The sequence below is a fragment of the Nitrososphaera viennensis EN76 genome, assembly GCF_000698785.1.
Taxonomy (GTDB): Archaea; Thermoproteota; Nitrososphaeria; order Nitrososphaerales; family Nitrososphaeraceae; genus Nitrososphaera; species Nitrososphaera viennensis.
In genome coordinates, this window is the sequence record NZ_CP007536.1 from 1,866,953 (window position 1) to 1,893,199 (window position 26,247).

The 26,247-nt window shown below is 52.3% G+C and carries 31 protein-coding genes and 1 tRNA gene; 10 read left to right on the plus strand and 22 right to left on the minus strand.

The features are described from left to right. The first annotated feature begins 166 nt into the window (after positions 1 to 166). Entirely contained in the window at positions 167 to 850 is a 684-nt protein-coding gene (locus NVIE_RS10605; protein ID WP_144239665.1) for a hypothetical protein, read from the plus strand. 132 nt (positions 851 to 982) lie between these two features. On the opposite strand, the gene NVIE_RS10610 is transcribed toward NVIE_RS10605, so the two are convergent. The 4 genes from NVIE_RS10610 to NVIE_RS10625 all read right to left on the minus strand — a co-directional run bounded on the left by NVIE_RS10610 (position 983) and on the right by NVIE_RS10625 (position 5,162). After that, positions 983 to 1,091: transfer RNA gene (locus NVIE_RS10610), tRNA-Asp, on the minus strand. A gap of 68 nt (positions 1,092 to 1,159) precedes the next feature. Then, the gene (locus NVIE_RS10615; RefSeq protein ID WP_075055219.1) at positions 1,160 to 3,031 is read right to left on the minus strand and encodes a DUF790 family protein; all 1,872 of its coding nucleotides are present in this window, start codon (positions 3,029 to 3,031) and stop codon (positions 1,160 to 1,162) included. Next, positions 3,025 to 4,617 carry a DEAD/DEAH box helicase family protein gene (locus tag NVIE_RS10620; protein ID WP_084790779.1) on the minus strand — a complete coding sequence of 531 codons (1,593 nt, stop codon included), beginning with the start codon at positions 4,615 to 4,617 and terminating at the stop codon, positions 3,025 to 3,027. Before NVIE_RS10620 ends, NVIE_RS10615 begins: the two co-directional genes overlap by 7 nt. Before the next feature lie 32 nt (positions 4,618 to 4,649). After that, complete coding sequence (locus NVIE_RS10625; protein WP_144239666.1) at positions 4,650 to 5,162, minus strand: hypothetical protein; 513 nt, start codon at positions 5,160 to 5,162, stop codon at positions 4,650 to 4,652. Positions 5,163 to 5,570: 408 nt separating this feature from the next. Here NVIE_RS10625 and NVIE_RS10630 point away from each other — a divergent pair, with 408 nt between their 5' ends. After that, entirely contained in the window at positions 5,571 to 7,079 is a 1,509-nt protein-coding gene (locus NVIE_RS10630) for an ammonium transporter (RefSeq protein WP_075055221.1), read from the plus strand. 77 nt (positions 7,080 to 7,156) lie between these two features. Beyond that, positions 7,157 to 7,750 carry a hypothetical protein gene (locus NVIE_RS10635; protein ID WP_144239667.1) on the plus strand — a complete coding sequence of 198 codons (594 nt, stop codon included), beginning with the start codon at positions 7,157 to 7,159 and terminating at the stop codon, positions 7,748 to 7,750. An 85-nt stretch (positions 7,751 to 7,835) separates the two neighbouring features. Here NVIE_RS10635 and NVIE_RS10640 read toward each other — a convergent pair whose 3' ends face one another. Next, positions 7,836 to 8,612, minus strand: coding sequence for a hypothetical protein (locus tag NVIE_RS10640; protein ID WP_158435205.1), 777 nt, complete (start codon positions 8,610 to 8,612; stop codon positions 7,836 to 7,838). Positions 8,613 to 8,714: 102 nt separating this feature from the next. After that, positions 8,715 to 9,281, minus strand: coding sequence for a PepSY domain-containing protein (locus NVIE_RS10645; protein ID WP_075055224.1), 567 nt, complete (start codon positions 9,279 to 9,281; stop codon positions 8,715 to 8,717). Positions 9,282 to 9,443: 162 nt separating this feature from the next. On the opposite strand from NVIE_RS10645, the gene NVIE_RS10650 reads away from it, so the two are divergent. Together NVIE_RS10650 and NVIE_RS10655 are read left to right on the plus strand one after the other, a co-directional pair. Continuing rightward, positions 9,444 to 9,740: a winged helix-turn-helix domain-containing protein gene (locus NVIE_RS10650; RefSeq protein ID WP_075055225.1), complete on the plus strand. Its 297-nt coding sequence runs from the start codon at positions 9,444 to 9,446 to the stop codon at positions 9,738 to 9,740. A gap of 38 nt (positions 9,741 to 9,778) precedes the next feature. Next, positions 9,779 to 10,459, plus strand: coding sequence for a hypothetical protein (locus NVIE_RS10655; protein ID WP_075055226.1), 681 nt, complete (start codon positions 9,779 to 9,781; stop codon positions 10,457 to 10,459). Here NVIE_RS10655 and NVIE_RS10660 read toward each other — a convergent pair. From NVIE_RS10660 to NVIE_RS10675, 4 genes are read right to left on the minus strand one after another with little or no spacing between them, the layout of a single operon-like run. Beyond that, positions 10,456 to 11,169 (minus strand): M48 family metallopeptidase, encoded by a 714-nt coding sequence (locus tag NVIE_RS10660; RefSeq protein WP_075055227.1) that lies wholly within the window; start codon positions 11,167 to 11,169, stop codon positions 10,456 to 10,458. The two genes, NVIE_RS10655 and NVIE_RS10660, sit on opposite strands and share 4 nt — an antisense overlap. Further along, a complete protein-coding gene (locus NVIE_RS10665) occupies positions 11,166 to 14,147 on the minus strand; it encodes a type I restriction endonuclease subunit R (RefSeq protein WP_075055228.1) in 2,982 nt (993 codons plus the stop codon). Before NVIE_RS10665 ends, NVIE_RS10660 begins: the two co-directional genes overlap by 4 nt. Continuing rightward, positions 14,144 to 15,445, minus strand: coding sequence for a restriction endonuclease subunit S (locus NVIE_RS10670; RefSeq protein WP_075055229.1), 1,302 nt, complete (start codon positions 15,443 to 15,445; stop codon positions 14,144 to 14,146). Before NVIE_RS10670 ends, NVIE_RS10665 begins: the two co-directional genes overlap by 4 nt. Then, positions 15,442 to 17,004 carry a type I restriction-modification system subunit M gene (locus tag NVIE_RS10675; RefSeq protein WP_075055230.1) on the minus strand — a complete coding sequence of 521 codons (1,563 nt, stop codon included), beginning with the start codon at positions 17,002 to 17,004 and terminating at the stop codon, positions 15,442 to 15,444. Before NVIE_RS10675 ends, NVIE_RS10670 begins: the two co-directional genes overlap by 4 nt. A gap of 97 nt (positions 17,005 to 17,101) precedes the next feature. Here NVIE_RS10675 and NVIE_RS10680 point away from each other — a divergent pair, with 97 nt between their 5' ends. Continuing rightward, positions 17,102 to 17,383 carry a hypothetical protein gene (locus NVIE_RS10680; RefSeq protein WP_075055231.1) on the plus strand — a complete coding sequence of 94 codons (282 nt, stop codon included), beginning with the start codon at positions 17,102 to 17,104 and terminating at the stop codon, positions 17,381 to 17,383. A gap of 34 nt (positions 17,384 to 17,417) precedes the next feature. Beyond that, positions 17,418 to 17,813: a winged helix-turn-helix transcriptional regulator gene (locus NVIE_RS10685; protein ID WP_075055232.1), complete on the plus strand. Its 396-nt coding sequence runs from the start codon at positions 17,418 to 17,420 to the stop codon at positions 17,811 to 17,813. On the opposite strand, the gene NVIE_RS10690 is transcribed toward NVIE_RS10685, so the two are convergent. Then, positions 17,800 to 18,468: an Ntn hydrolase family protein gene (locus NVIE_RS10690; RefSeq protein ID WP_075055233.1), complete on the minus strand. Its 669-nt coding sequence runs from the start codon at positions 18,466 to 18,468 to the stop codon at positions 17,800 to 17,802. The genes NVIE_RS10685 and NVIE_RS10690 overlap by 14 nt on opposite strands. Before the next feature lie 3 nt (positions 18,469 to 18,471). Then, on the minus strand, positions 18,472 to 19,080 hold the full coding sequence (locus NVIE_RS10695) for an Ntn hydrolase family protein (RefSeq protein ID WP_075056162.1): 609 nt from the start codon (positions 19,078 to 19,080) through the stop codon (positions 18,472 to 18,474). A 236-nt stretch (positions 19,081 to 19,316) separates the two neighbouring features. Here NVIE_RS10695 and NVIE_RS10700 point away from each other — a divergent pair, with 236 nt between their 5' ends. Further along, positions 19,317 to 19,580 carry a hypothetical protein gene (locus tag NVIE_RS10700; protein WP_075055234.1) on the plus strand — a complete coding sequence of 88 codons (264 nt, stop codon included), beginning with the start codon at positions 19,317 to 19,319 and terminating at the stop codon, positions 19,578 to 19,580. Here the strand turns inward: NVIE_RS10700 and NVIE_RS10705 are convergent. The 4 genes from NVIE_RS10705 to NVIE_RS10715 all read right to left on the minus strand — a co-directional run bounded on the left by NVIE_RS10705 (position 19,577) and on the right by NVIE_RS10715 (position 21,248). Beyond that, a complete protein-coding gene (locus tag NVIE_RS10705) occupies positions 19,577 to 20,338 on the minus strand; it encodes a MarR family transcriptional regulator (RefSeq protein ID WP_158435206.1) in 762 nt (253 codons plus the stop codon). The two genes, NVIE_RS10700 and NVIE_RS10705, sit on opposite strands and share 4 nt — an antisense overlap. Before the next feature lie 125 nt (positions 20,339 to 20,463). After that, the gene (locus NVIE_RS15540) at positions 20,464 to 20,616 is read right to left on the minus strand and encodes a hypothetical protein (protein ID WP_158435207.1); all 153 of its coding nucleotides are present in this window, start codon (positions 20,614 to 20,616) and stop codon (positions 20,464 to 20,466) included. Positions 20,617 to 20,763: 147 nt separating this feature from the next. Next, positions 20,764 to 20,991, minus strand: coding sequence for a type II toxin-antitoxin system HicB family antitoxin (locus NVIE_RS10710; protein ID WP_075055236.1), 228 nt, complete (start codon positions 20,989 to 20,991; stop codon positions 20,764 to 20,766). Positions 20,992 to 21,032: 41 nt separating this feature from the next. Continuing rightward, on the minus strand, positions 21,033 to 21,248 hold the full coding sequence (locus NVIE_RS10715) for a type II toxin-antitoxin system HicA family toxin (RefSeq protein WP_075055237.1): 216 nt from the start codon (positions 21,246 to 21,248) through the stop codon (positions 21,033 to 21,035). Between the two features lie 94 nt (positions 21,249 to 21,342). On the opposite strand from NVIE_RS10715, the gene NVIE_RS10720 reads away from it, so the two are divergent. Then, positions 21,343 to 21,603, plus strand: a complete 261-nt coding sequence (locus tag NVIE_RS10720) for a hypothetical protein (RefSeq protein WP_144239670.1) — start codon at positions 21,343 to 21,345, stop codon at positions 21,601 to 21,603. A 38-nt stretch (positions 21,604 to 21,641) separates the two neighbouring features. Then, positions 21,642 to 22,430 (plus strand): hypothetical protein, encoded by a 789-nt coding sequence (locus NVIE_RS10725; protein ID WP_075055239.1) that lies wholly within the window; start codon positions 21,642 to 21,644, stop codon positions 22,428 to 22,430. A 102-nt stretch (positions 22,431 to 22,532) separates the two neighbouring features. Here NVIE_RS10725 and NVIE_RS10730 read toward each other — a convergent pair whose 3' ends face one another. From NVIE_RS10730 to NVIE_RS16140, 6 genes are all read right to left on the minus strand, one after another. Next, positions 22,533 to 22,820 carry an SUI1 family translation initiation factor gene (locus NVIE_RS10730; RefSeq protein WP_084790781.1) on the minus strand — a complete coding sequence of 96 codons (288 nt, stop codon included), beginning with the start codon at positions 22,818 to 22,820 and terminating at the stop codon, positions 22,533 to 22,535. A 48-nt stretch (positions 22,821 to 22,868) separates the two neighbouring features. Further along, positions 22,869 to 23,810 (minus strand): S1C family serine protease, encoded by a 942-nt coding sequence (locus NVIE_RS10735; protein ID WP_075055240.1) that lies wholly within the window; start codon positions 23,808 to 23,810, stop codon positions 22,869 to 22,871. 94 nt (positions 23,811 to 23,904) lie between these two features. Beyond that, entirely contained in the window at positions 23,905 to 24,498 is a 594-nt protein-coding gene (locus tag NVIE_RS10740; RefSeq protein WP_075055241.1) for an NADPH-dependent FMN reductase, read from the minus strand. After that, positions 24,485 to 25,237, minus strand: a complete 753-nt coding sequence (locus NVIE_RS10745) for a pirin family protein (protein ID WP_227717353.1) — start codon at positions 25,235 to 25,237, stop codon at positions 24,485 to 24,487. The genes NVIE_RS10740 and NVIE_RS10745 overlap by 14 nt, the downstream gene beginning before the upstream one ends. Positions 25,238 to 25,338: 101 nt before the next feature. Beyond that, positions 25,339 to 26,037, minus strand: a complete 699-nt coding sequence (locus tag NVIE_RS10750; protein WP_144239671.1) for a mechanosensitive ion channel family protein — start codon at positions 26,035 to 26,037, stop codon at positions 25,339 to 25,341. A gap of 75 nt (positions 26,038 to 26,112) precedes the next feature. Further along, on the minus strand, positions 26,113 to 26,247 hold the full coding sequence (locus NVIE_RS16140; RefSeq protein ID WP_258914116.1) for a hypothetical protein: 135 nt from the start codon (positions 26,245 to 26,247) through the stop codon (positions 26,113 to 26,115).

The window sequence follows — 26,247 nt, forward strand, 5'->3', positions numbered from 1 at the left end:
TTCCGCTGGAGATCGACGATCATTACAAACGGTACAGGAAGGAGCCGTGGGAGGTTGAATATGGTCAGTTTGGATACTGCGATCTGTGCAATTCTAGAATAGACGAATTCGGCTACTGTGCTTGCGGAGGCGCTGCTGACTAGCGCGCAAAATCGATCCATCATTGTTGTTGTTTCTGACACGTTCTCTGGGGAGCGTTGATGATGTCGCTTTGATCTCCTCCAAGTATTTGACAGGGAAATATGGCGACCCAGATTGGTTTGGACCCGTAAAATCATTGCTGGAGAAATCCTACGCTGCGGTACTTGATTCGCTAAACGATAAATCTCGGCTTCCATATCATCCCAGTATCTACCTCATTCCCTTTATGCTGTCAAGAAAATACAAGATAGGACACGATCTTGTGAGCTCATTTTTCTATAGTCTTTCATACCCGGATGCGACTGACTTTAGCAAATACTCTACCTACATAGTCGCAAGCCTTGCAGAAAAGTTTCCGCAGCATATGACAGGTATCATCGCGCACGAGATCGCGCATATTATTGCAGCAAAGGGTGAAGTCAAAATAACCGAGGAAGACCTGCTGCTCATTTTAAAAAATAGGATCGAGTTCCTTAAAGCCAAAGAAACTATTGCTGAACATTACTATTCATATTTTTCAGAACCAGTATCATCCAGCATCAAAAAATGGAACGAGATGGCCCTGTTGCCAGAGACTGAAAGAGAAGTATCTGAGAAGATGATAATAGTGGATCAGAAACAGTTCGATGCGCTGATCTTTGAAGAACGGCTACCTCAGTTCAGGGAATTTGTAAGGACAAAGCTTGAAAATATCAAAACGAGCTTCTAGCATAGAATTATTTAGGATAATCAAGCATTTACTTAAAGCAAGCCTAACGAAAGCTAGATACGTTGTCCATTAACCGAGCATCTGCCTACTACTATCGCAGTATTTCTTTGAAAACCAGAAAAGATGTGTAAGCGCCCGGGCCGGGATTCGAACCCGGGTCGGAGGAGTGACAGTCCCCCATACTGGACCGGACTGTACGAGGCCAGCTACTAATAGCCGGGCTTCTCTATACTACCCGGGCGCAGGTAAGGCAAACACTTTGGGGAAGCAATTAAAACGTTTTGGTCATTGTTGACAAGAAGAGTGGGGTCATGCCGCATTGCTTTCATTCCTCTCGTTCCTCTTTACAATGGCTGCCGAACTGGGGTCCATGCTCTGCCACACCACATCATAGCCAAGCTTTGACACAAGCTCCGCATGGCACGATTCCGGGATTTCGTTTTGGGCAAGGGCCGCGCATGCGTCAGTGAACTTGCTGACGTCTGCCAGAAGGGGCCTCAGCCTGCCTGCCTTTGCCTTTGATACCAGGTGCGTCCCTGCCACCTCGATGTACTTGTCGCCATGATCCCGCAGCGCTATTTTCATTGCAACTTCTGGAGGCAAGGAAGGATTGCTGTCTTTACCCTGCCTCTTGACATCAACAATAACAATCTCGTCGATCGAGATGACGTCCTTGGCGCGATCAAGCTCTGCCTTCAAGTCGGGGTTGCTGACGCTCCGTTCCACGGTTTCTTTGTCGATGGATTTCAAATAATCCAGTATGGGCCTTACAGGCACCGCATCGCTTCCGTAAAGTATCAGCCTGTCTTTTGGAATCAGGTGGATGGAAAGCGATGACAGCACTGCATTGGAGCACGCCAGGTCCTTGTTCAATGCGATGAACAATTCTGTCGCTGGCGTTGTTGTTGATGATGCTGCCGCATTGTAATTGCCGATGATGATGTCTGCCAGCTTCTTTAGCTTTCTTTCCAGGTATTCTGGAGTCCAGAATCCGACGATTTCGAGATAGACCCTTCTGCCGTATTTTTCAAACATGAAATCCGGGATAAGGGCCCTGCCATCAGACACGATCAAAGGATCAGGCTCCCTGATAAGCTTCCAGCCTGCTGTTGCCGCAGCTTCGAACCTGCGCGCAAATTTTTCTTCAACAACGCTGTCAAAATAATCTGGAGCAAGTCTAGACCGCTGCTGTTGTCCTTCTTCTCTTCTGCTGCTTTCATCACCATTATTATTGTTGTAATAGAATGGATCCGTCAGCAGCAGCGGAGCTTCGGAATCCGACAGCTTGAACTCGTACAGCGTCTTTTTCCCTTCCATCGTCCTTCGCATGATCCACGCGTCGATGCTCCATTCGCCTCCCTTGGACAGGAAGACGATCGATGGAAGCAACTTGGCAAGGGCAGTTCCGTACCTGTCGGTCAGCCTGAAAAGGCTCAGGGGTCCTTCAATCGAGCAGACAACTCTGCTTCTCTCTCCATCTTTACTTTCTTGCTGCTGCAGAAGATAATACATCAGGCCGAGCCTTTTCACCTTCCTCAAAATGCGCTTCCAGTTCAGCCCGCCGGAAACAGAAAACTCCAGCTTTGTGCAATTGAAAAGCAAGGTCTGCACCAGCGCAAGGTTGTACCATCCGACCAGCGATTTTGCGTCAATCGTATCGAACTTCTCAAGGACCAGGTTGTCGTCCAGGTCGCTCCACATGATGCTTGCAATGGCATCGGCAGAGAGATGCAGTCTTGATGCAACCAGATCGATAATCTCCTTTCTTTCCAGATCGGTTAGCGCAAACCCGCGCCTTGACGATTCTTCAAACAACGCTTTTCTGACTGTGGCCGGATCGCCAAGTGTGATGCTAGTGACGGCGTCGGCGCCAATGCTATTCTTGACAAACGACGACGATGATGACGATGGCGATGACGACGTGATTGCACTTCCAAAAGTGCATCTCCTTTCAAGGAGCGCGCACAGCCCTCTTACGAGCTTGAAGTCTCTGTTGTGTTCCGATTCTATGTCGGATATCCTGCCGTCAAGTTCGGCCTTGCTTTCCCTGTTTTTCCACGACGCTTCAAACTCCTGAATCAGCCTTCCTGCAAGCTCTATCTCTTCATCCCGGGTGCAAAACAGCGGGATGATGGACCCGTTTCTTGTCGTCCTGGCCCTGAGCAAAGGCGCGGCTAGCATACGCTGTCGTCGTACACCTCCTTCTTTGCGGTGTCATCATCATGGTTCTCCTGGATTCTCTTGAGGGCCCTCTTTCTCTTTGCGCTCGTGATGGTCTCTTCCCTGGTCGCAGAGGAAACTATCTCGATTAACCTTGCCTTTTTGCTCCTGCTATTATCATTATCATCGTCGCCTTTTGATCCCAGCCCGCCTAGCTTTGGCCGGAGCAGCCTTCCAAGCCTCTGTATGAACTCTCTGGCGCTTCCGGTCCCGCTGACAATTATGCCAAGCTCTGCATCCGGCACGTCCACGCCTTCGTCAAGGACCTTTGACGTGACGATGGCCATGTAGCGGCCCTCTTTAAAGCCCCTCAGGACGTCCTGCCTTTCGTCCTTGCCCGTCTTGTGGGTGATGAACGGTATGAGAAACCTGTTGGAAATCTCGTAGACCATGTTGTTGTGCTGCGTGAAAATAATCGTCTTGGCGCCCTTGTTCTCTGCAAGGATCTCTTTCAGCTCTTCCAGCTTGGACTTGCTGTTTAGCGCAACGTTCGTGGCCCTGTTCCTTGCCAGCAGGGCTTCCCGCGCCAGCGGGTTTCTCCCGGACATCATTATCAGCTTTTCAAGCGAAATCGTATAGTATGTTGTTGTAGTCCCAATGCCTCCCAGCCTGTTCAGGCATTCGTGGTACCTTTGCATGCATGCCCTGTACTCGGCAAGCTCTTCCGGCAAGAGCTCGACCCTTCTTCTTTCAACCTCGTACCGGGCAAGATGCTTTTGCCTTGCAAGCGCGTCGGGACTCACCTGAAACACAACGTCGCCCACGAGCCTTGGCAAATCCCTGTGAAGATAGTCCTCGCGCTCAATCGTCGCGGTGAGCCCCAGCCTGAAAGGGGCGGCCATCTGCTCGGCTATCGTCCTGTAGCCGGGCGCCGCCAGGTGGTGCACCTCGTCAAACACGACAAGCGTGAATTTGTTGCCAAGAAACGCCGCGCGCAGGTACGCCGAGTCGTACGTTGACACCGTGATTGGCTGTATGTCCTCCGATCCGCCGCCCAGGTTTCCTATCTTCTTTTTTATCGTCGCGCCCGTAGCGGCAGCAGCAACAACAAAATATTTTGAAAGGACAGCCGTCCACTGGTCCACAAGGTCCAGCGTCGGGACGACCACCAGAGACGCGGCGTTTGCCTTTTCTATCGCCTTGACGCCGACGAGGGTCTTGCCGGAGCCGGTCGGCAAAACAACGCATCCTCTCAGGCCGGCGTTCACCCAGCTGTCAAATGCCTTTTGCTGATAGTCACGCAGTGACAGTAGTGGAGGCAATGGTGATGGTGGTGATGCTGACGGTCGAGATGGCGAAAGGTCATTATTGTTATTGTCATTATTATAATGACGATCAAGCGGCAAGGTCATCATCACCGCATCTGAAAAAAAGACGCGGTCGTCGTACTCTATGCCGCTCTGTTTCAGGTACCCTACAATATTTGGATAGTACAGGGCTTGCGCTCGCAGCGCGTTTATCCTTGGGTCGCGTGTTGCAAACGGGATATGAGCAAGGCCCTCGATCACTATGGTGCCTCTGTCATACCTCAGTACGGCCTTGGGCACTGAGAAATTTTTGGCAAAAAAGCGTTAAAAGCCTATCCTGCGCGCCGCCCTTTTCCCTTTCTATCTATCCCTCGTCCGCTGTGCCCCCTTTCCTCTTCCAAGAGCGGGATTATCGGGTGCGCTATCCTGCCCTCGATGAATTCCGACACGCCTGTCTCGATCAGCTGCAGCGTGACTTTTGGGTCGCTTCGAAACCAGGCAAGCACGGACTCGTAAAAGGGAAACTCGCCTGGATTTGCGGTAGCCTTGGATGCCAGGCACTTTTCCACCATCTCTACCCTTTTCTCAAGCTCCAGTTCGTCCAGCGAAGCGGCAACTAGCATGCCCGCGTCGGTAAGGCGGAAGGACGGTATCCCAGACTCTTGCAGGGCCCGCGGCCCCATCTTTGTCTTTTTGCGGCCTGACTCTTGCACGATCCCGTTTGGCACGAGGCACTCTTCAAGCTCCTTAAAGACATAGCCGTACGAGTTGGAAAACGGCAGGCCAAGCTCGCGCGCCATGTCCTTTGCCACCGAGTTCCTAGTCTGGTCCGGAACCCTGGCCAATGACCTGATTATGCACCTTTCCTTTATTCCTCTAGAACAGATTCTGTTGCTGTTCTTGTACCTGGAGTTGATGCGGGGCATTGCAAGCGGCGCTTGCAAGACAGGTCAGTGCTAGTGTGTACTCGCATCTCGCTTTAATGAGTTTTGCATCCGGGCTGCCGTGATGCCAAAATTGTTATTGATTTCTGGAGAAAAACACAGAAAAGTCGTAAAATTGTTTCATTATCCTGAAAATAACGCTGATATCCGCTATGCAAAAACAAAGTGATCAGACTGCATACAAGATTAAGATATTTTCATGGCTCTTTGTACAAATAATTATCATAACGCCTTCAAATAGGTCTATTATCAATTATTTATCATAAAAATTAAAGAATTTTTTATATGCCTTGGTGAAATAACGCAAATATGTCTAAACCAGACTGGCATCGTCTGTATACAATCGCCATCGTAGCGGTTGCATTCCTGGTGGTTTTAGGACTTTTACAACAGCAACACGCCTTTGCGTACGCGCCCGACGACCCGGCCGTGCCATATCACTGCTGGCAGACAAACGAGGACGGCACCTTCAAGATTGTCGTCGATAATAGTACTGGAGCCCAAAGCCTGGTTCCATGCGAGATCAATCATGGAGACAACGCATGGATGCTGACATCTGCGGCGCTCGTGCTTATGATGACTCCTGCAGGGCTGGCAATGTTCTATGCCGGGCTCTCAAGGCAAAAGAACGCAGTAAACACCCTTCACATGACGTTCATCACCACAGGCGTCATTGCCGTGCAATGGGCGCTCTGGGGATACAGCCTTGCATTCGGCCCTGACGCAGGCGGCTATGGCTTTATCGGGACGCTTGACTGGGCAGGCCTGCAGAACGTGCTCCACGACGTGCCCTCAGACGCGTACGGCGGCATAACGGGCTTTACAATTCCGCACATGACGTATATGGTGTTTCAGATGATGTTCGCCATCATCACGCCAGCGCTTATCGTGGCGTCGATGGCGGAGCGCATGAAGTTCAGCGCCTTTATCATATTCATAGTGATATGGGCGACCTTCGTCTACGATTTTGCAGCGCACTGGACGTGGGAGATTACTGCGCCGGACAACTATGGGCGAAACCCCGGCTACTGCAACTTTGGATGGGGCGGATGCCTTGGCGCGCTCGACTTTGCAGGCGGAACTGTCATCCACATCACGTCAGGCTGGTCCGGGCTTGTCATTGCCCTCATGCTCGGACGCAGGCTGGGCTATGGCAAGGTCCCGATGGAGCCGCACAACATCTCACTTGTGGTGCTCGGTGCAGCCCTGCTCTGGGTAGGCTGGTTCGGCTTTAACGCAGGCTCGGCAGCAGCCGCTGCAACAAACGCGACGAGCGCATTTGTGGCAACGCAGATCGCTACAGGCATGGCCGCAGTCACATGGTCGCTCATATCGTGGGCCCACACTGGCAGGCCTTCGACAGTCGGAGCAGCGTCCGGCGCAGTGGCAGGCCTGGTGGCCATCACGCCTGCTTCAGGATTCGTGTCGCCCATGTCTGCAATAATCATAGGCATACTGGCCAGCATAGTCTGCTACGCTGCAGTAGCCTTCAAGAACAGGCGCAAGTGGGATGACGCACTTGACACTTGGGGCGTGCACGGGATTGGTGGCCTTGCCGGCGCGCTTTTGACTGGCATCCTTGCAGAAAAGAGGTTCACCCCGTGGGGAGACAACGGTCTTGCATTTGGCAACCCTGCCCAGCTCTACGAAAACGCGGCCGGCGCGTTTGCCGCAGTCGCATGGGCTATGGGCCTGACGGCTGCCATCATCAAGATCATGGACCTGGTCTGGCCCGGTGGAATCCGCGTGACGCCAAAGGAAGAGGAAGTCGGCCTCGACCTTTCGCAGCACGGCGAGAGGGCGTACGTGACAGAGTAAGAGGAGGTGTGCCTCCAACCTCTCTCTCTTTTCCTCCTTTCTTTTTTTCTTGGTGGAAATAGTGGACATATACAGGCATGCTAGCTACAACAACCCCTCCTCCATGCAGGAAGAAGAAGGTCTGGATCTTTCCATCAGGCGCCAGAGGGACGCTAAGGAAGAGGGGGGCCTACCAGCGCTTCATCGTCGCCTGCATGGCGCAGCAGGTGTCCAGCATCACCAAGAGGGTCCTGGCAAAGCAGATGGCCAGGAGATTCGGCATGTCGCTTCGCAACGCGTACACCCACACGTACACGGAGCTTAACGAAAGCCTGATCCCCGGCGGCATTGTAGAGCAGGACGGAGCGGTGCCGGCAACAAGGGGCCCGCGGATATTCCAGCTCGACGGCGTGCCGTGTTTTCGCCTGTCAGGACTTGGCATGCTGCTGGCCTGCTGCCTAGACGAAATCGACATCGACAGGAGGGCGCTGCTGTTCCGGCAGTACCTTGATTCTGACAGGTCGTGGCGGCGGGACCCTAGAAAGGATGAGCTGCTCTCCCACCTCAAGGCATACCCCGAGTTCACGCTGGAGCTCCTAAAGCACGGCGCCTCGCAGTACCTGGAAGGCAAGGCGGACCACCCGCTGTCAGCCTTTCCGACGCGAAAAAGAAAAAGCCCGGCCTCGACTTGACGTCGTGTCGCAGTTACGGTTGCGGCTACCGTGGGCACGGCCTGTTGTAGTCGGCCGTCTTTGAGAACGCCGCCCTGCCCTGCCGCTACGGCCTTGCTTTTATCTGCCTTATGTCAAGCGTGTATTCGCTCCCGCCAGCTGCGAGGTAGAGCTTGTCGCCGGGCAGCACCTCAAAGTGGAGCACGTCGCCCTCGAGCCCCCTTGAATCAACGATGTGCCCGTCTATGCACTCCCTTGCATCCGGGCTCTTGCACTGCGCCTCTGTGGGTGTAAAGCGCGCAATCGCCATCTTGGTGGTGATTATTGAGTCGCGGCTCAGAATTACAAGCGTGCCCTTTTCGTTCTGGAGGTTCCACCCGGAAATTGCGGCCACGTTATTGCTGCCGCTGCTGCTGGCTACTGCCTTAACGTACACCCTGGCCGAGTTTGCGGCTGCCTTGGAAACTACTAGGGTTGCCACATAGTCCTCCGGCTCTGTCTGGTTCGTGCTCACAGGATACGGCTCCAGGCTTGCCATCCTGACCGAATATTTACCATCACCAAACACCGCCGACGGTTTTTCATTGGCTCCGATAGTCAGCACGAACTGCCCCGCGTCGGTGCCGTTTACCTCGGCAGAAACCCTGATGCTGGCCTGCCCCTGCCATATGCACACCACGTCTGACGGGCATCTTGAATCCTCGGTGACGTTGAGAAAGCTGATGGCGATCTTTTCAGAATCGATAACTGCCTGCTGGCCTGTCTTCAGCTCAAACGGCTTGTCAAGCTTGGCAGGTATGATGGCGCTCTGCGCGTGAGCAGCAGAGAACGCGGACAGCATAACCAATGATGCGGCTATGATAAACGCTACTGATCTCAACAACAATGTTTCAGTACTCTCCTTCCATATAGGCCGTATGGAGAAAAACTCCACCTGAAGGAGATAAGAAAAAAAGAAAAGAAAAGGATGGGGAGAGCAGGGTTGTTACTGCTGCTGCCCTTCCTCGTCTGGCGTTGCGGCTGTCACGCTAAAGGCCTTGACTGCCGGCGCAAAGAAAGTGCCCCGGCCGCTTATCTCCGACATTATGTCTGCAGGGAACCCTTCAGACGTGTGGAGCACCTGGCCGTTTCCTGCGTCGACGATGACCGTTTTTGCCTGGTCGCCAGAGAGCACCCTGAAGCTGTATACAAGGTAGCCCTGCTCGACGGCGAGGTTGCCTCCTATCACGGTGCCACTTGCTGCGTCAGCGGCTGTCTTGGCAGCGTCTGAAAAGCTGACCTGCACCTTTGACATGAGCTCGTCGCCCGCGTTGACCGAGCCCTTGATGTCCGGGATTGGCGCGAACTTTTGGTACAGCATGTCTGCCGCTGATGATGCCTTGAACGCGACGACGTTTGCCTTTGTTGCAGCGTTTTCGTTATCGGGTGCTGCAGTCTGTGCAGATGCAAAAGAAACAGACGCTGCTGCTATCGATCCGACAGCGGCCGCAACTGCAAGCGCCCCGAGCACGAGCGCATAAAACGTTCTTTTGTTGTTGTCGTTGTTTTCCATCGATGCTAAGCAAGTCCAAGGAACAAAAAGCATTGCCAAACCATCAAAAGCGTCAATGTTAGCTAACAATGTTACCTTAAACTTAATTTGCGCAGGGCTTGCGCGGTTGTGCGGCGGTTAGCAACGGCTATTGGCAAGCACGCGCGGTAGACATGAACAGGATTGACCCATGAGTACAGGGACCGGATCTATATCCGGAAGGACATCATACTAAAGCTGACCGAAGTCGGCGAGCTGAACCAGACGAAACTATTGAGCTATTGCGGCCTCAACATCGTCAAGCACAAGGAGATCCTCGACGACCTTGAGGCCAAGGGCTTTATAGAAAAGTTCGCAGAAGAGTGGGGCAGCAAGTCCGTGACAAAATACCGCGTGACTGAAAAGGGCCGGCAGTTTTCAAAGATGATTTTAGAACCGTACGAAGAGATGTTTCCGCGCAGAGGTAACAAAGTTAGCTAAAGGTTTTAAGAAAAATTTCGCCCGATCCCACTAACAATATGTCTGCTGACGATTCTTTACCTGCCGACGCGCCAAAGAAGGAAAGCGTCCTTGGAATAATGGACGACCTGCTGTCGCACCTCAACCGCACAAAGAAATTCTTCATGGCGCTGGTGATATCCTCCTTTGTAGTCGCGCCGCTTACGATCGTGCTTTCCATACTGATGCTTACACCCCAGTTTCTCGTCGGCGTGGGCCAGCCGCAGGACGTGGTGTTCTCCCCAAAGGCCGTCTTTTCCAAAGCTGCTGCCGTCCCCGCGACCGGACTGCAGACCGGTCAGCCAGCGATGATAACCGTCAAAATAATGCCCGGAGGCGAGATGAAAACGTTCAACATCACCGGCCTGCAGCAAGTGGACAAGGGGTCGTTTATCGTGGACAAGGAGCAGATCCACGTCGATTATGTGCCAGCAAACATGGCCGGTTTTGCAGTCTCGGCAGAAGGAGAGGTCAAGCCTTTGCCGCCCCGCTTTATGTACGTCAGCAGCGCGCCTGCCGCCTCTCCCTTTGACGTGACGTGGGTGATAGTGGCAGTGATAGCGGTGTCGGCGGCCGTGGCCGGCGCGTGGCTCCTCATCGGCATCAAAGAATATCGCTTTTTCTCGCACTGGAACAGCCGCTATGCAAACTACAAGGCGATGCAGGAAAAAGTAGACAAGGAGCTTGATGGCTCTAGCTAGATGAGGTTGCCTGCATTGACCCTGAGCCACTCTATCCTTTTTTCATAGCTTGGCATGAACTTGTGGAGCAGGTTCCAAAAGTGGTGAGAGTGATCCTTTATCTCGAAATGGCATAATTCGTGCAAGACAATGTAATCAATGACATCCTGCGGCGCCTTTAACAGGTTTACGTTGAGGTTGACCGTGCCCGATTTGGTCGCGCTGCCCCACCTGTTCTTCAGGTCCTTGATTATCACTCTCTGCGGCTTTACTCCAAGCCTGTTTGCATAGAACTTGACCGAGTCTCTCATGATCGGCATGGCGCTTTTCATGAGCCATTCCTGGTACAGCTTTCTGATCGCTTTTTCTGACGGGTTTTGAGACTTGGTCGTCGCCAGAAACTCGCCATTGACGAAGCGAAGCTTGTCCTGGCTGCGCCCGCCCATTATGTAGAGTGGATAATTCTTGCCCAAATATGGCAGGGTAGAGTCGGGCTTGAACGTGGGCCTGGCAATCTGGTGGGCCAGGCGCTTGTACTCCTGCTGCTTTTTGAGTATCCATTCCGCCTTTTTCTGGATTATTTTTTCAATCTCTTCCAGAGGCTTGTCAGGTGGCGTGCGGATTACCACCTTGCCTTTCTCGATGATTATCTCGGAGGTCTTGATCCGCTTGCCCCTGATCACCGTGTATGTAATGGTCGATTTGCCGTGCCTCGTTTTGAGCATCATCATAAGAGCCTCTTTGCCAGCTCCAGGACCTTGCGGATCAATTCATCGACCTTGTCCTCGGGAAACTTGTTGTCCGTCAAGACATCGTATATTGCAGCACTCATCAGCCTTTCAGAGCTGCTTTTGCTTTTCCACCCGACAAGTTCTGTCTCGGGCTCGATCTGCTTGTAGATGGCCGCGGTAACCTGCTTGGCCGCCTCGTCATCTCCTTTTATGGGCTGGAGCTCGCCGTACACGGCAAACTCAAAGGGCGTTGAAAAGCCGAGCTTTTTGCGCTCCTGCTCTTCGTTGAGGGCGTCTTCAAGTATCTCCTTGTACAGGTCGAAAAAGTTTGCCATTTCCTTCCTGCGCAAGGCTTCTTCCTGTATCAGCTTTTCAAGGCGCTCCCGGAGCTTTTCATAATAGGCGGGATTGTACGCGGAAAACTCCTCTATTACCTGGCGCGCCTTGTTCTTGACAAGCGCAGTCCGGGCCCTCTCGTTCTTGAACTTGGCAACGTAACTGAGGAAATTGTGGTAGGTTATCTCCCTCGGGTCCAAAAGCTCTGATATGCCCGTTGCCCTGATGTGGTCGTCTATCAGCTGCTGGACCTTCTTGCCGTACTCGCGCAGGCTCGTTCCTGCGCCCTCGTAGTAGGTCCGTATCAGCTGCCGGACCTTTGACGCGTACTTGAAATCGTCGATAAAGGGATCAGCTTCTTTCTTTGGCAGTATTGCGTCAAGGGCGCTTGAGAACGCCTTAAAGTCGTACTCGAACTTGTCCCTTGCTGCCGCCGGCTCGAACTTTACTATAATTGCGTTGTCGTCTTTTTTGTCAATCTCGGTAAAATACGACATGACCTCCAGATGGCGCAGGCGCAGTTCCTCCAGCTCTTTTTCTGATGGCTCTAGCGCTCCCTTGACGTCTTCTTCCTCAAATACTGCCAGCGCCTTCTGCAGCTCTTTCGTTATGCCGCAATAGTCCACGATGAGGCCATAGGTCTTGTTTGCGTCATACGGCCTGTTCACCCTGGCTATTGCCTGCAAGAGGTTGTGCTCTCTCAGTCCCTTGTCAAGGTACAGGACCTGCACGATGGGCACATCGTACCCTACAAGCAGCATGTCCACCACTATCAGGATCTTTGTCGGGTCGCCTGGGTCCTTGAACTTCTCTGACTCTTGCTCCCTCTGCTCTGGCGTAAGGTAGTACTGGTCCCAGCTGATGCCATCCTTGCCTTTTTCGCCAAGCTGCGATGTCATTATGATCTTGGAAGGCGGCGCATTGAGCTTGTCAAGCTCCTTCTTGTACGTGACTGCTGCTTCTCTTGATGAAGCGACGACCATCGCCTTGTAGCCGTTAGGCAAAATGTGCGTAGTGTAGTGTTTGACAAGGTCAAGGCAGATCCTCTTTATTCTGGCCGGGGCCTCGGCTATCTTTTCTCTGGTCACGTACTGCTTTTTCAGCCTGTCCTTTGCCTTCTCGTCAAGGTCGATAAAGACGCGTTCAAATATCTGGTCGATGGTTGCGCCCCCTTCTACGAACAGTTCTGGCAGCCTCTCCTCGTACAGGATCTTGAGGGTCGCCCCGTCAGCCTTGGACTCTTCAAAGCCGTACTTGTCAAGGGCCGGCCCAAAGACGCGGTACGTGCTCTTATTCCTCTTGTCTATCGGCGTGCCCGTGAAGGCAAAGAACACGGCATTTGGCATCGCAGAGCGCATCGCCTCCGCGTTGAACTTGTACTGGGTGCGGTGCGCCTCGTCGACCAGCACGATCACCTTCTCGTCAGTGTGGATGTGGCTGGACGAGGTGCCGAATTTCTGGATCGTAGTCATCACGGTCTTGCCTTTTGCGCTTTTCAAGAGCGACTCAAGGTGCCTGATGCTCTTTGCCCTGATCGGGTCCGGAAAGCCGCATACCTTGAACGTCTTTTCAATCTGCTCGTCAAGCTGCTTTCTGTCAGTTACTATCACTATGGGCGGGTTGCCGAACTTGTGCATGAGCTGCGTCGCAAACCACATCATGGTAAGCGACTTGCCGGAGCCCTGTGTGTGCCAGATGACTCCTCCCTTGTCGGAAATGTCCTCCTTGAGGTGGTTGAGCCTGCCTACTGCCTTGGTTACTGCCCTGTACTGCTGGTGCTTGGCTATCTTCTTGATTTTCTTGCTGTTTATGACCTCGTAAGTGACATAGTTTTTCAGCAGGTCAAGCAGGTGCGCTTTGTCAAGCATTCCGGCGATGAGGAACTCCTGCTCCCTTGGGGTTCGCTCGCACAGTTTTTGCACCTTTTCTGGCGTAAGCGGGTAGGATTCGGACCACCTGGCGTACTGGTTCACGCTTGCGCCGATGGTCCCGTGCCTTGCAAGCGTGCCGCAGGTGGCGATGAGAAAGTGGTTGTAAAAGAACAGCCTGTCGTAGCCAAGCTCCCTGTCCTGGTACTTTTGAAAGTTCTTTGTAATCGCCTGCTCTATCGGGCTTGGGATGGATGGCGCCTTGCATTCGATTATCACGAGCGGAAAGCCGTTTACGAATATCACGATGTCTGGAAAGATGGGCTGCTTGTAGCCGTCAAGCTGGAACTGGTTTGTGACGATAAAGTCGTTGTTTTCCGGGTTGTCAAAGTCAAAGAACCTGACCGTCTTTTCCTCCGGGCCGTTGCCAAAGTTCTGTGTTACTGTGATAGGTTCCAGCCCGCCGGACCTTGAAAGGCCGACAAGCTTGGCGCGGATCTTTTCGTTGGTGTCAGCGTGGTCAAGGTTGTGGGGAAAGTTTTCTTCTTCTATCTTGTGCAGGGCGTCCTTTACGCCGTCTTCGTCAAGCTCCGGGTTTAGTTTTCTGATTGCTTTTTCAAGTCTGTCATAGAGCAAGACTTGGCGGTAATCCTTTCTGGTTTTGTTGAGGTCTCTCTGGCTCAGGTACTGGTAGCCCATCCTGACAAGCTGCTCCAGGGCCGGGAGCTCCGACTTTACTGCCTCTTCATTGTTTTCCTTTACGTCAAAGGTCAAACTTTCACCCTGATTTGGCCCGTGAGGAGTTTCTGCATTAGACCTTTCTTTAACAACTCTAATTGTGATTTATGGTTTAGTTCTTGTTTGACCTTCGCAGTGATAGTATCCAAAATATCTGCAATTTTTCTTTGTTCCTCGATTGGCGGCATTAATAATGGAAGATGCGAATACTGCTCTGCGTTAACGTTAGGCTGAACGCCTTGCGTGAAGTTAGAAAGCAGCCATCTCCAATAATTATCCGAGTGTGTATAGTGGAATAGAAATTTTGCATCCAGTTTTGTCTCATCAGGTGTGAACTTAATTAGATAACCTGCAAAGGCGCATAAGCCATCCTCTTTGTTATACAAATATGTCTTTCCAACAGTTGCTCCTGTTCTGGCGAACAATATTTCGCCCTCTGACATTAGATAGCCATTAGCATCCTCTTCTGTTATTGAAACAGCCTCTGAGTTTAGTGATCCCTCATTGGTGATATCGGTGATTCTGATGTATCTTGGCAATGATGGATCGTATTTGACGGCAGCCACCGCGGCTCCGTACTGTGGTTTCTCTTTGCACAGGTTGATAAGCTTTGCAACATTCCATTCCATAGGCATTTCAAATTTCTTGCCAAAAAGAAACTTGATTGGTTTGAACTCCTGATGTCCAATCCCCTTTGTCAACAGCCTCTGCATCAGACCTTTCTTGAGCCGTTGAGTCTGTTCGATAATCTCATCTGTTTTCTGGATGAGGTCATCAACTTTGGAGAGGATTAGAGTGATTTTTTGCTGTTCAGGTATAGATGGAAGCCATATTCTTAATCTCTTGAGTTCATGTTTACCTATTCCAGATTGTCCAACATGCGTATTGCAAATTGATTTAAAGACTGATCTTTCTCTGTATCTTAGTAGGATCAAATATAGCCAATAGGGAATAACCTTGTTCTTATCAACCCGGATTCTTGTGATATGATTGGAAAATGTATATTCCAAGTCATCTCGGGCTATTGCAGTCTTGCCGATAAGATCTAGACTATTAGTATTATTGAAAAGGATGTCATCTTTCTTTATATCATATTCAGCCAAATCCGGTGGTTTTGGCACCTTAAGTAATTCCTCAAAGTTAAGCTGTCCATCTGAAGTAATGTTATTCATTCTCATTTGGACAACTCCGTTCGGATCTCTTTCTCCCGAAGCAAACCCTGATTGTATATTGGTTATTACCGAATCTATATCGGTGACTAGCCAATCATGCGGAAGATCATAGATTCCAGTTGAAGTAAGATATGGGTATACAATTTCCTTTATCACTGTCATATTCTGAAACCCATCTGCTCAAGCTCACTCTTGACTTCCCTTTCGAGTAAGCTTCTTTCTTTTTCGAGTTTGCTTAGCTCATTTAGGGCCTTTTGAATATCGATTTCTTCTTCCGGTTCTGAAATATCCACATACCTTGGCACATTCAGGTTAAACTCATTTTCCTTGATTTCATCCAGCTCAGCAATATGGCAGTACCTGTCAATGTCTTTGTAATTCTTGAAAGCAGAGGTTATCTTGTCAATGTCCCGCTGCCTCAGCTTGTTGCGGTTCTTTCCTTCTTCATAGTCCTTGGCCGCGTAGATGAAGATTATCTTGTTCTTTCGCTCTTTTGGCTTGTCCTTGTTCAACAGCAGTATGCAGCCAGGAATTCCAGTTCCGTAAAACAGCTTTTCAGGCAATGCAACAATTCCTTCAATCACATCGCCCTGCAGGCCTTTCTGCGGGTCTCCAAGAATCATGTTCTTGCGTATTTCTTCCTCTTCTCCTCCCCTGAACAGAATACCCTGTGAACAGACGATTGCAGCCCGTCCTTTTTCATTCAGGCTTGCAAGCATGTGCTGGATAAATGCAAAATCTGCCTTGTCCTTGGCTGGCGGTATTCCATACCTGAACCTGCCGTACGGGTCTTTGGCTGCGCCGGCATTGTCCCAGTCCATGCTGAAGGGAAAGTTTGCAAGCACTCTGTCGTACGTCTTTAGCTTTCCGCCGTCTACAAGCTTTGGCTCGGCCAAAACGTCGCCATACTCTATGTTGAAATCTTCAATGTCGTGCAGCACCATGTTCATCTTGCACATGGCCAAGTTGCCATAGTTGCTCTCCTGACCTTCAAGAATCAGATTTCTAGCATTGCCCTTGTTATGCTCGACATACTTGGCAGACTGGATGAGCATGCCGCCGGAGCCGCACGTGGGGTCGCAGATGCTCATCTTTTCCTGCGGCTGGACAAGTTCCACCAAAAGCTTGACGACTTCTTTTGGAGTAAAGAACTCGCCGCCCTTTTTCTTTGTCTCATCGGCGAACTGCTCAAGCAGGTATTCGTACGCGTCGCCAAAGATGTCCTCCTTCTCCAGATCAGAGTTCCGCAGCCGAGGAGAATTGAAATGCGCAATCAGCTTTCGCAGCCTGTCGTCAGGATACTTTTTCTTGTCATTATACTTTGTATTGGTAAGAATGCCTTCTAGCTTCTTCGGGTTCTCTTGCTCCAGAATCCTGCAGACATGATCAATCTTTTCGCCAATGTTTTCTGAAGCGCTAGCAAGTACCGACCATCTTGCCTCCTTTGGTACAAAGAACTTGTGGCCGAGCCTAAGCCGCTGGTCTTTTCCACCCTTTCCATTTTCCAAAAGCTTCTCCGCATTCTCCTCAAAAGTGTCATTCAGCCTTTTGAGAAACAACAGGGTCATGACCGGCTGGCGATACTCGCTTGCATCAAGCGATCCCCTCAGTATGTCAGCTGCGCTCCAGAGGTGGGACTTTAGGAATTCAAAAGTTACTTTCTGGTTGAATAACGTATGATTGACCCGCTGTTTTTCAGCAGCCGCATCTTTTCTTGCCAAAAAATCAGTTCACCTGTTTTGCTATATCGCTATATTTTGCTTCTTTTTATCTTTTCATTAGTATCACTTTTTACCATCTAGATATTACATTGCAAACGTGTGGCGCCTTGTAAAATACCTTGAAGAAAGCGACCCTGAATTCCTGTCAAAGAACCGCCAAGAGCTCGTACAAAAGCTGCACGAGATCTGGCCCGGTGACGAAAGCCCCTCAAGAGAACACGAGGAACTTGCGGCAGCAATCGCGTCCGCGCTGTGGCTTGGCAGGCGTGCTCAGCAGATAAAAGAAAAAACCGGCGGCAAGGGCGCCGAGCAGTTTTTCAGGGAAGCGATAATGGTGGCGTTTGAGACGGGCAGGCGCTCGGCGATAACCGCCCCGTAAACTTTTATTAGTAAGTAGGTATTTCTTACCAGGTATGTCTGAAACACCAGCAGCAGAGGCCAAGCCTGGCACTACGTGCGCGGTAATCGACATCTGGGAGGTCCTGGGCAAGCGCTGGTCGCTTCTCATCATAAAGAACCTCCGCACAAAAGAGACTATACGCTTTAACGAGTTAAAGAGGGCGTTATCGGGAATCAGCAGCACGGTGCTGTCAGAGCGCCTGCTGGAGCTAGAGCGCGAGGGCCTCGTAACGAAAAAGATCTACCCCGAGGTCCCGCCCCGCGTGGAATACAGCCTGACCGCGCAGGCAAAAGAGCTTGAAGTGATAATAAAAGAGCTGGCGCACTGGGTAGGCCGCTGGAAGCGCCCCCAGAGCGTCGCCCAGACAGTGACGAAAAAGGAAGAGCCAAGTAGTACTACAGCTTCCTGAACTTGCCCTCCTTTGCGGTCACCACCCCTGTCTCGACGACAGGGCGCTCGCCAAGTGCCTTTTCTATTGCCCTGTTGCCCAGCTGGACAGCCTGCTCCACCGTCATGTCGGCGCTGTACTCGCGCTGGATGACGTCTAGCGCGCTGTCAGCCGACTGGCCTATCGCAAAGCCGGCCCCGCGGAAGTACGTGCCGCTTGGGTCCACCTGGTACATATGCACGCCCGTCTGGTCGGCGCCTGCGATTATCACCGACGCCGCCTGCGGCCTCACCGCGTAGATGGTGTAGTTGTGCAGGTAGCCCCCGAGGTGCTTTGTCAGCGAGCCGATGTCGATTGGGCTCTCAAATGAGAGCCTGTGCTTTTGCGCCTCAAGCCTCAGCTCGTCTATGAGCTGCAGTATGTCGCCGATGTATCCCGAGCCTGTCGCCCCCACGTGGCCGTCGACAGGGAACACCTTTTCGGTCGGCTCCATCAGCGGCCTTGCAGGCTTGATGTGGCTTGCAAGGAGCGCAAAGCTTGGCGTCTTGATCCCAATTGTCGTCGAGCCCCTGTTCACTGCCTCTAGCGCGCTGTCCACCAGCACGAGCCTGCCTTCCGGCCCGTAGAAGGAGGGGTAACGGTTGCTGAACCCTGCGCCAGCACCAGCTTCTGCCATATGCTAGTACGACGCCTCCTTGCTGTTATTGTTGCTGCTGACAGTGGTAGCTGCCACTAGGTTTGGTATCACCATCGTGTCGATGCCGTTGCCAGAGCCCGGGTCGCGCTCCATCGCCGCGGCGACTGCCTTTGTCGCGATCTCTTTTGCCTCCTCGTTTGTGACGTCCTTGCGGTAGAGGCTCTCAAGCACACCGTACGCTATGGGCGAGCCCGAGCCGGAGGATGCAAAGTCCTCGCCGATGATTGCGCCGCTCATGTCTGCCGTGTACACGTGCCCGCCCTGCTCGTCGACTCCTGCCACCAGCAGCTCTACAAAATAGGGCTGGTAGTTCTTTAGCCCCGAGTACGTCAGGTTGGCTATCAGCCGCGCGGATTCCTTGACGGTGAGCGGAAAGCCCCTGCGAAGCTCCATCAGCTTGCGCTCGGCCTTGGCCACCTTTATCAGGTACTCTGCGTCTGACAGCTGGCCCGCTATTGCCACTGCCAGGGTGTCGTCTACCTTGGCTATCTTTTGCGTTATCTTGGACCCGATGAAAAAGCCCTTGCTCGCCCTCTTGTCGGAGCCGAGCACGACTCCTTCCCTGGTCTTGATGCCGACTATCGTTGTCATTTTCTTCAACTATAGTATGGAATGCAGGCGATTAATTGACCGCGGATGCGAAAATGTAGTCACATCCGCCGGTCCCTGAACAAGTGACCTCTTGTTTTCTTTTTGAGGCTGTCTCGTGTGACGCATCCCGGTGGATATAACCTGCGACACGAATCTCTGGCCGTATAATCAGGACAGATAATCAGGGGCTGGAATCGCCTGCCCGCCTGATATACGGGATTTGCAAAATGCCTTCCATGAGCAACGACGACAAGCAGCAGGATATTGAAAAGATGATCGGCCGCAGGGTCGAGAACATGAAGGGGATCTACATCCTTGGCTTTGCGCTGTGCTGGGCCGCGACCGCGGGCGGCGTTTACGTCGGGGTCACCGTGTACCCGTGGGCATACCCGCTTCCGAGCGGGCTGTATGCATTATCAGTCCTGACAGTGATAGAGGCACTTGGGTTCTTTTTCATAATAAAGATAACCGGAGAAAAACATCAGCAGCAGACAAGCTAGTTGTTCTGCTGCTGTTGCAGCGCGGGCTGGCGCAGCACGTACGCGTTTGCCGGCGCAAGCCGGTCCTGAAGGATTTTTGTTATCTGCTCGTATATCGCGTACGAGCCTACCATCGCCTGCAGCTTTTCCCGTTCTGACGCGGCGTTTGTCTCGATAACGACATAGTCGGACACCATCCTGAGGTTTATCTGGAACGAGCCGTCGTCGCTTGCCCACTGCAGGGTAAAGCCCGTGCCGCTTTCAATGAGCCCGACCCAGCGGAGGTTGCGGAACCACTTGCCTACAAGGGCGCGCACAATCTCTGCCGGCCTGATGTCCACGGGGATGTACGTCTGGAGCAGCTGCATGTACTCCCTGCCCTTTGGCACTGCTATGACGCTCCTTCTTGTCCTTGCAGTTGCTGCTGCGGCAGCAGCTGTTGTCCCTCCAACCTTGCTCAGCCTGTAGCCTGCCTGCGCCCTTTCCACCAGGCCCATCTCTTCCAGTCTGTGGAGCGCCCTTGCGAGGCTCTGCTGGTGTATGTGGAGCTTGCGCATCATGCCCTTGAAAGAGTAGTTCGAGCCCTCTTCCTCGTTGAGGAGCGAAAGTATCTTGGTGTCGTTTCCGTGGAGGTCCTCTGCCGAGAATTCATTTTCGTTGTTCTGCACGAGAACCTGGGAATGCTTGCCGCTACTAGCGACGACCTCTCCCTTCTGGCTACTGCCTTCCTGCTCTAGCTTTTGTGCTATGGCGTCAGCGTCCTTTTCCACTTGTGACATCTATAGAACAGATTGACGATATAAATGATAAAGTAGCCGGATTGCTAGCTGGTAAGTCGCGGAAAACTGCTTCTTTATAAAGAACCAGAGCAGGTCAGGTCAGACGGTACAATGACATAATAAAATCAGGTTTGTTGCCCCTCAATATCCTTCCCGTGTTCCTGGTTGTAATGGGACATGTACGCCGAGTCGCTGCTAAACGTCGCGTTGCATTTGCTGCAGACGACTGGTATGCCAGACCTGTCCCTGTCCTTTGGTATACTGCTATTGTCTTGCATCGCGCGCTTTTCACAACAAAAAATTAAAAGAATTACGTTATTGGTGCCTACCTGCTTTCCTATTAATGGATTTGAACCGGAAATTTAATGGGGCCAGCAGAGGCACCGCGCCCGAAAAGGTCTAGGGCTTGCAATTTTGCCGTAATATCAGTTGGGGATCTCGATGACGATCTTTCTGTCGTTCTTTGCCTGTTCTTCAAGTGTGTCCAAAACCAGCTGTATGGCTTCTGTCATGTTGGCCTTCAGCTCTTCTATAGTCTCACCCTCGCTTATGGCTCCGGGCATCTCCACACACTGCCCCGTGTAGCCCCCCTCGGGTGCATTCTGCACCCTTATAGTGAACCTTCTGGAGCCGACGGTTTTCTTGACAGACATCTGCACAAGATTATACTTGTATTCATTATAAAAGCATTGGATCAGGCTTCCCGCAGGAACTCTTCGGTCGATATCTTTGCTTGGTCAAGTATGGACTTCAGGGTAGGTTCCTTGATGGGGTCGTGACGGGGCACTGTGGCGTATCTTCCGTCAGGGTGCATCAGGATGATGTGGCTGCCCCTCTGCCTCCTTACCACAAAACCGTGCTTGCGGAGAACCTTGAGGACCTCCCTGTATCCGTGGTTCCGCAGGCTCATCCGTTACACCCCCGTGATTCGAGATTATAAAATCCGCGCACGGATACCCTGAAGCGAAACTTGATAAATAATCACACCCGAACTAGTTCGGATATTGAGATACCGTATTGAGCTTGATACTGCCGTAGTATCAGTCTTGTTTCCAGAGAGGAAACTCCACTACCTTGACCTAAAGAGAAAAGCTGCACAGTTGTTGGAAAGGACCACTATACCTTCAGAGACGTTCAACATTCATGTAAAGAAACTAATCAACGACGGCATATTGAGAAAGGAAGACAGTGGCGGAAGAGGAAAACCCGTATACTACTGGCTGACACCCCGTGCTATCAAAGAACATATACTCTGTCTATACTAGGCGGTCCGGAAAAGGAAAAGCTCAGGAATTTGTACTATTTGTTACTGTTCTATGAAACTAGGACAAGGTCTGAGGATATTCCAGAAGGCAAGCTGGACGAGTTCTTGGCATCGCTTCATAAAACGCGAGAGGATCTTGTTGTAGATGAAAAGTCCATGAGGGCATATGATGAGGCGGCAATAGTCAAGACTATGAAGCTGACCCCATACATCCCAATCAATGGTGTGGAGATATGGCACATTAGGAGTTTCAATAAAGGACTTAGAAAATATGATGGCTTCAAGTATCGCCTTCCGGGTTTTTCAATAATGGAGTTTGTAAATCGCCGCAGATTTACATATGATTATTTGGATTTTACCTTGGAAGAGGTAGAGAACTCATTCCGGAAATTGCAGAAGCTTGGTCTTATCGTAGAAAGCATGAAGTTCCGGGGCGAATCGCGTTTTGTAATCGCCGATGAACGTCTACGCGCGATGGTAAAGGAAATTGGGTTTATAGAACAGATTCAATGGAATAATATGCTCACTAGCTGGGATTATGTTAGGAGCCCCACTAACGAAGAAAGAGATTGGCTGAGAAAGTTTTACGGAAGGAACCAAGCCGACAAGCTGCTTGATGAAAAAGCTCTGAGCAGGAGGGAATTTCTTAAAAGAAAAGATGATGATATTTCTAAAGTCATCTTCAAGAAGCACATCAAAGAGCAGGAAAAAGAGATCAAGGATCGAATCAAAAAGTTAAAGGAAACATATGGCGATATACTGAACGAGTACGATTTTCTCCGTGAAATAATAAAAATCGTCTGCCCAAAGATATTTGAAGCAGCCTGAATCCAAAAGGTAGAGCCCGCCGAACTTGAACAGCACGCTAAAGCTGTTTAGCTACTATTCAAGGTCCGGCAGATGTCAACGCTGCGAGTCATGCGGCCGTCACTACATTACCTCGATCGAGTCCTCGCCAAAGCCCATCGAGACGAGCATGCTCTTGACTGTGTCCCTGTGGTCGCCCTGCAGTATTATCTGGCCGTCTTTGAACGTGCCGCCCGTCCCGATCCTTGTCTTTAGCTTTCTTGTGATCTCTGGCGCGTCCTTGCGGTCGTGCAGGCCCGAGATGACGGTGGTAGGTTTGTTCCATTTGCGGATGTCTTTTGATATTATTATCCGCGCCCGCTCCTTGTCAAGCTCTTTTACGAGCTCGTCCATAGAAAAATCGTCAGACACTGATTGTAATTCGTGCCCTTGACTCAAAAACCTTTTTGAAAAAAGATGTCAGGAGGGGCGCTCGTCCACCTCCACGCCCACCTGGAACTGCCGCCCATAGCGGTTCACGGTCACCGCGATCCTGCTGCCAGGCTTTTTGCCCTTGACGTGCGACGCCACCTGCGACGGGTCGTCCACCGCGCTCCCGTCTATCTCCTCGATGATGTCGCCCCTCCTCAGCCCCGCGTCGTCTGCAGGGCTGTAGGGCTCCACTCCTGCGACCAGCGCGCCGGCAGAGCTTGGCGGAAGGCCAAAGTGCCGGGCAAGCTGCGGCGTCACCTTTACCGACGCTATCCCGATCCACGGCCGGCTCACCCTGCCCTTTTCCACGAGCTCCTTCAGTATCGCCTTGGCGGTGTTGATGGGGACTGCAAAGCCGATCCCCTGCGCGTACGGCATGTTGGCGGTGTTTATCGCTATCACTTCGCCCTTGGTGTTGACAAGCGGCCCGCCCGAGTTGCCGGGGTTTATCGCAGCATCGGTCTGTATCAGTTCAAGCACGCCCGTCCTTGCCTGTATGCTCCTCTTCAGCGAGCTGACGATGCCGGCGGTGACGGTCGGCCCGCCAGTCAGCCCAAATGGGTTGCCTATCGCTATCACTATCTGGCCGGCCTTTAGAGCTGCCGAGTCGCCAAGCGGGGCCGCAGGCAGGGGACCATCTGACTCGACCTTTATCACCGCAAGGTCGGTCGCCTCGTCTGTCCCGACCACCTTGCCGCGGAGCACCTTGCCGTCTGCAAACGTCACCTTCAGCCGCTCTGCGTCGTCGATGACGTGGTTGTTGGTCAGGATGTAGCCCTGCTCGTCGATGACTACGCCCGAGCCGACTCCTTCTACTGGAAAGACGCGGAACAGCTGGTCGTGCATCATGCGCACGCTTGCAATGTTCACGACGCTCTTGCTTACCTTGTCCACCGCGTTTACGAGTGTGTTTTCGTCAACTGGTATCATACTGCTGCTTCTACCACCTTGTTCCTCATGCAGTCTTATTGTATAAAAGAGGCTAAATCGACCGGCTGTACAAAAACCCGGTCACATTTCTCTGCTAGCGGTAGCGCGCGGCAAACGTTTCGCTGTCGCTTCCTGCAAGGTCCTGCAGGAACTGGCCCCTGATCAGCCTGCCGTACGTGACAAGGTCGCGGCCCATCATGTTCAGCCTCTGCTCTATCCTCGGGTTTGACAGCTGGCCGGCGGAAAAGTCCTGCTCGCCGTTTATAGACACGCCGTAGGGCATGCTCCAGCCGTAGCACTGGCGCACAGCCGTGCGCATCTGGTCCATCACCGTCAGGCCCTTTTCGTGCGACGCGACGATATAGCCGAACACCTTGCCGGCAAACTCCTCGTAAAAATAGTCGAGGAAATTCTTTAGCGCGCCAGAGATCGAGCCGTGGAAGTCCGGAGACGCAAGTATGAACGCGTCGGCCCATTCCACGTCTGCCGCCACCTTGGCAAGCGCCGGCGACGAGCTCGCACCCGAAGAAGCGTACATCGGGAGGTCTGCCTTGGCAAGTTCCAGCATGCGCACCTGCGCGCCGTGCTTCTTGGCGCTCTCTAGCGCCACCTTTAGCGCCCGCTTGCTGTACGAGCCCTCGCGCATGCTGCCCGCTACTCCGAGGATCTTAAGTTCATTTATTGACATCGTATCTCCCCGGAAGGTCGACGAGTAAAATCTCTGCCGGCTGCTTGTTGTCATCAGCAGCCTTTATCAACACCTTGCTTTCGCCTTCAATCCTTGCGGCATCCTGTTTTTGCATCTTGTGGCCGTTTAAGGTAACAACGCCTCTGCCGTCGATGACAAAGACGTACGCCTTTCTATCCTGCGCAAGCACATGCTCCACCTGCTTGCCTGCGCCAAGCGACGACACGTGCATTGAGGCGTCCTGGTGTATGTGCACCGCCCTGCCGGCGTTGTTTGCGCCTTCTGCGACCACTATCGGAAGCAGCCGGTCCCTGCGCTCGCTTGCGCCAAACTTTTGCTGCTCCCATGACGGTTCAATGCCGCGCCTGTCTGCCTGCACCCACATCTGCAACAGCCTGAGCGGCTTTTCCTTCGAGTGGTTGTACTCCGAGTGCACGATGCCGGTGCCGGCAGTCATCCTCTGGATCTCGCCTGCAGAGATGACGCCGTGGTTTCCCTTGTCATCGCGGTGCTCCAGCTCGCCATCGATGACATAGGTGACTATCTCCATGTCGCGGTGCGGGTGGAACCCGAAGCCCTTGCCCGGCTTTATCACGTCGTCGTTGAACACGCGCAGCGGCCCAAAGCCCATGTTCTGCGGGTCGCGGTAAAAGTCAAATGAAAAGTGCCAGTACGTCGACAGCCAGTCCCCTTCCTCGTGGTGGAAGTGCTCGCTGGCCCTGACTATTTTTATTGTCACGTAATACTGATGGCGGATGCGTTATTTAAGCAAGGTAGCAATTCCTGACTAAGTAGATTTGCAACACCTTTCCAGGTAAGCTGTTGCTTACCGCTGCCTCATCAATCATCGCGTTCGGCGTTTGCAAGCGGGATAACAACCTTTTCGGCTGCCGCAGCTGCCGCCGGCTTGGCGGCTTCCTGCATTGTCCCTGCCTCTGCCACCTGCGTCCCGACCTTGGGAGCCTCTGCGACGGGGCTGATCTGCCTGCTCTTTATCAAAAAGTCCTTGAGGATCTTGCTGCGCTCGTCGCCCATCTCGCTCGTCTTGACCTCGAACACCCCGTGGATGATGAGCCTGTCGTCCTTCTGGTACAGCCCGACCTCGATGAGGCCGTGGCCGTTGCCCACGATTGCGTCCTTCATGCTGTCTATCAGCAGCTGCGTGTCCGGGTACGGGCGGGGGACGTACGCCACCGCCTCGTCTATGATGGTGTCGCCGTAGATCATGACCGGGTTGTTTATGAGCATGTAATTGGGGACCTTGATCAGCCTGCCGGTCCTGACAGAAGGCAGGCGCTCGCCGTCGCCGACTTCCATTACCGTCGTCCTCAATATGCCGATGTCCATCACGTCGCCCTTGGTGGTGCCAAGGCCGGCTCCCGTGACCTTTATTCTGGTGCCGGGCTTGATGTCCTTGGTCTTTTTTATGACCACTGTCGCAAGCAGGTCGGCGATATAGTCCTTGAACACGAACGATATGCCCATCGAGCTAAAGAGTATGCTAAAGATCGGCCAGTAGTCTAGGATCTCTCCGGACATGTGCTTTAGCAATCCTTTGGCAGAATCAGGTTAAGCCATCGACTTGAAAACTTCTAACAATGTTATGAAATTCTGTTAAACAGTTATGCGCCTTGCGCATGAGGCGCACTCTACCGTCACCTTCCCGGCATCATCGTTCCGCTCTATTATCCGGAACTTTTTGCTGCCGCAATCCGGGCAGATGGGGCACGCCCTGAGGCCTTTGACCAT

What these genes read in the sequence shown, in the direction of transcription:
- NVIE_RS10660 (WP_075055227.1), bottom strand. Translation starts at nt 11,169, where the DNA reads ATGATGATGCTCAAAACGAGGCACGGCAAATCGACCATTACATACACG.
- NVIE_RS10695 (WP_075056162.1), bottom strand. Translation starts at nt 19,080, where the DNA reads ATGACAACGATAGTCGGCATCAAGACCAGGGAAGGAGTCGTGCTCGGC.
- NVIE_RS10690 (WP_075055233.1), bottom strand. Translation starts at nt 18,468, where the DNA reads ATGGCAGAAGCTGGTGCTGGCGCAGGGTTCAGCAACCGTTACCCCTCC.
- NVIE_RS10685 (WP_075055232.1), top strand. Translation starts at nt 17,418, where the DNA reads ATGTCTGAAACACCAGCAGCAGAGGCCAAGCCTGGCACTACGTGCGCG.
- NVIE_RS10750 (WP_144239671.1), bottom strand. Translation starts at nt 26,037, where the DNA reads ATGTCCGGAGAGATCCTAGACTACTGGCCGATCTTTAGCATACTCTTT.
- NVIE_RS16140 (WP_258914116.1), bottom strand. Translation starts at nt 26,247, where the DNA reads ATGGTCAAAGGCCTCAGGGCGTGCCCCATCTGCCCGGATTGCGGCAGC.
- NVIE_RS10740 (WP_075055241.1), bottom strand. Translation starts at nt 24,498, where the DNA reads ATGTCAATAAATGAACTTAAGATCCTCGGAGTAGCGGGCAGCATGCGC.
- NVIE_RS10630 (WP_075055221.1), top strand. Translation starts at nt 5,571, where the DNA reads ATGTCTAAACCAGACTGGCATCGTCTGTATACAATCGCCATCGTAGCG.
- NVIE_RS10700 (WP_075055234.1), top strand. Translation starts at nt 19,317, where the DNA reads ATGAGCAACGACGACAAGCAGCAGGATATTGAAAAGATGATCGGCCGC.
- NVIE_RS10735 (WP_075055240.1), bottom strand. Translation starts at nt 23,810, where the DNA reads ATGATACCAGTTGACGAAAACACACTCGTAAACGCGGTGGACAAGGTA.
- NVIE_RS10670 (WP_075055229.1), bottom strand. Translation starts at nt 15,445, where the DNA reads ATGACAGTGATAAAGGAAATTGTATACCCATATCTTACTTCAACTGGA.
- NVIE_RS10615 (WP_075055219.1), bottom strand. Translation starts at nt 3,031, where the DNA reads ATGCTAGCCGCGCCTTTGCTCAGGGCCAGGACGACAAGAAACGGGTCC.
- NVIE_RS10710 (WP_075055236.1), bottom strand. Translation starts at nt 20,991, where the DNA reads ATGTCTGTCAAGAAAACCGTCGGCTCCAGAAGGTTCACTATAAGGGTG.
- NVIE_RS15540 (WP_158435207.1), bottom strand. Translation starts at nt 20,616, where the DNA reads ATGCAAGACAATAGCAGTATACCAAAGGACAGGGACAGGTCTGGCATA.
- NVIE_RS10635 (WP_144239667.1), top strand. Translation starts at nt 7,157, where the DNA reads ATGCTAGCTACAACAACCCCTCCTCCATGCAGGAAGAAGAAGGTCTGG.
- NVIE_RS10645 (WP_075055224.1), bottom strand. Translation starts at nt 9,281, where the DNA reads ATGGAAAACAACGACAACAACAAAAGAACGTTTTATGCGCTCGTGCTC.
- NVIE_RS10715 (WP_075055237.1), bottom strand. Translation starts at nt 21,248, where the DNA reads ATGAGCCTGCGGAACCACGGATACAGGGAGGTCCTCAAGGTTCTCCGC.
- NVIE_RS10655 (WP_075055226.1), top strand. Translation starts at nt 9,779, where the DNA reads ATGTCTGCTGACGATTCTTTACCTGCCGACGCGCCAAAGAAGGAAAGC.
- NVIE_RS10705 (WP_158435206.1), bottom strand. Translation starts at nt 20,338, where the DNA reads ATGTCACAAGTGGAAAAGGACGCTGACGCCATAGCACAAAAGCTAGAG.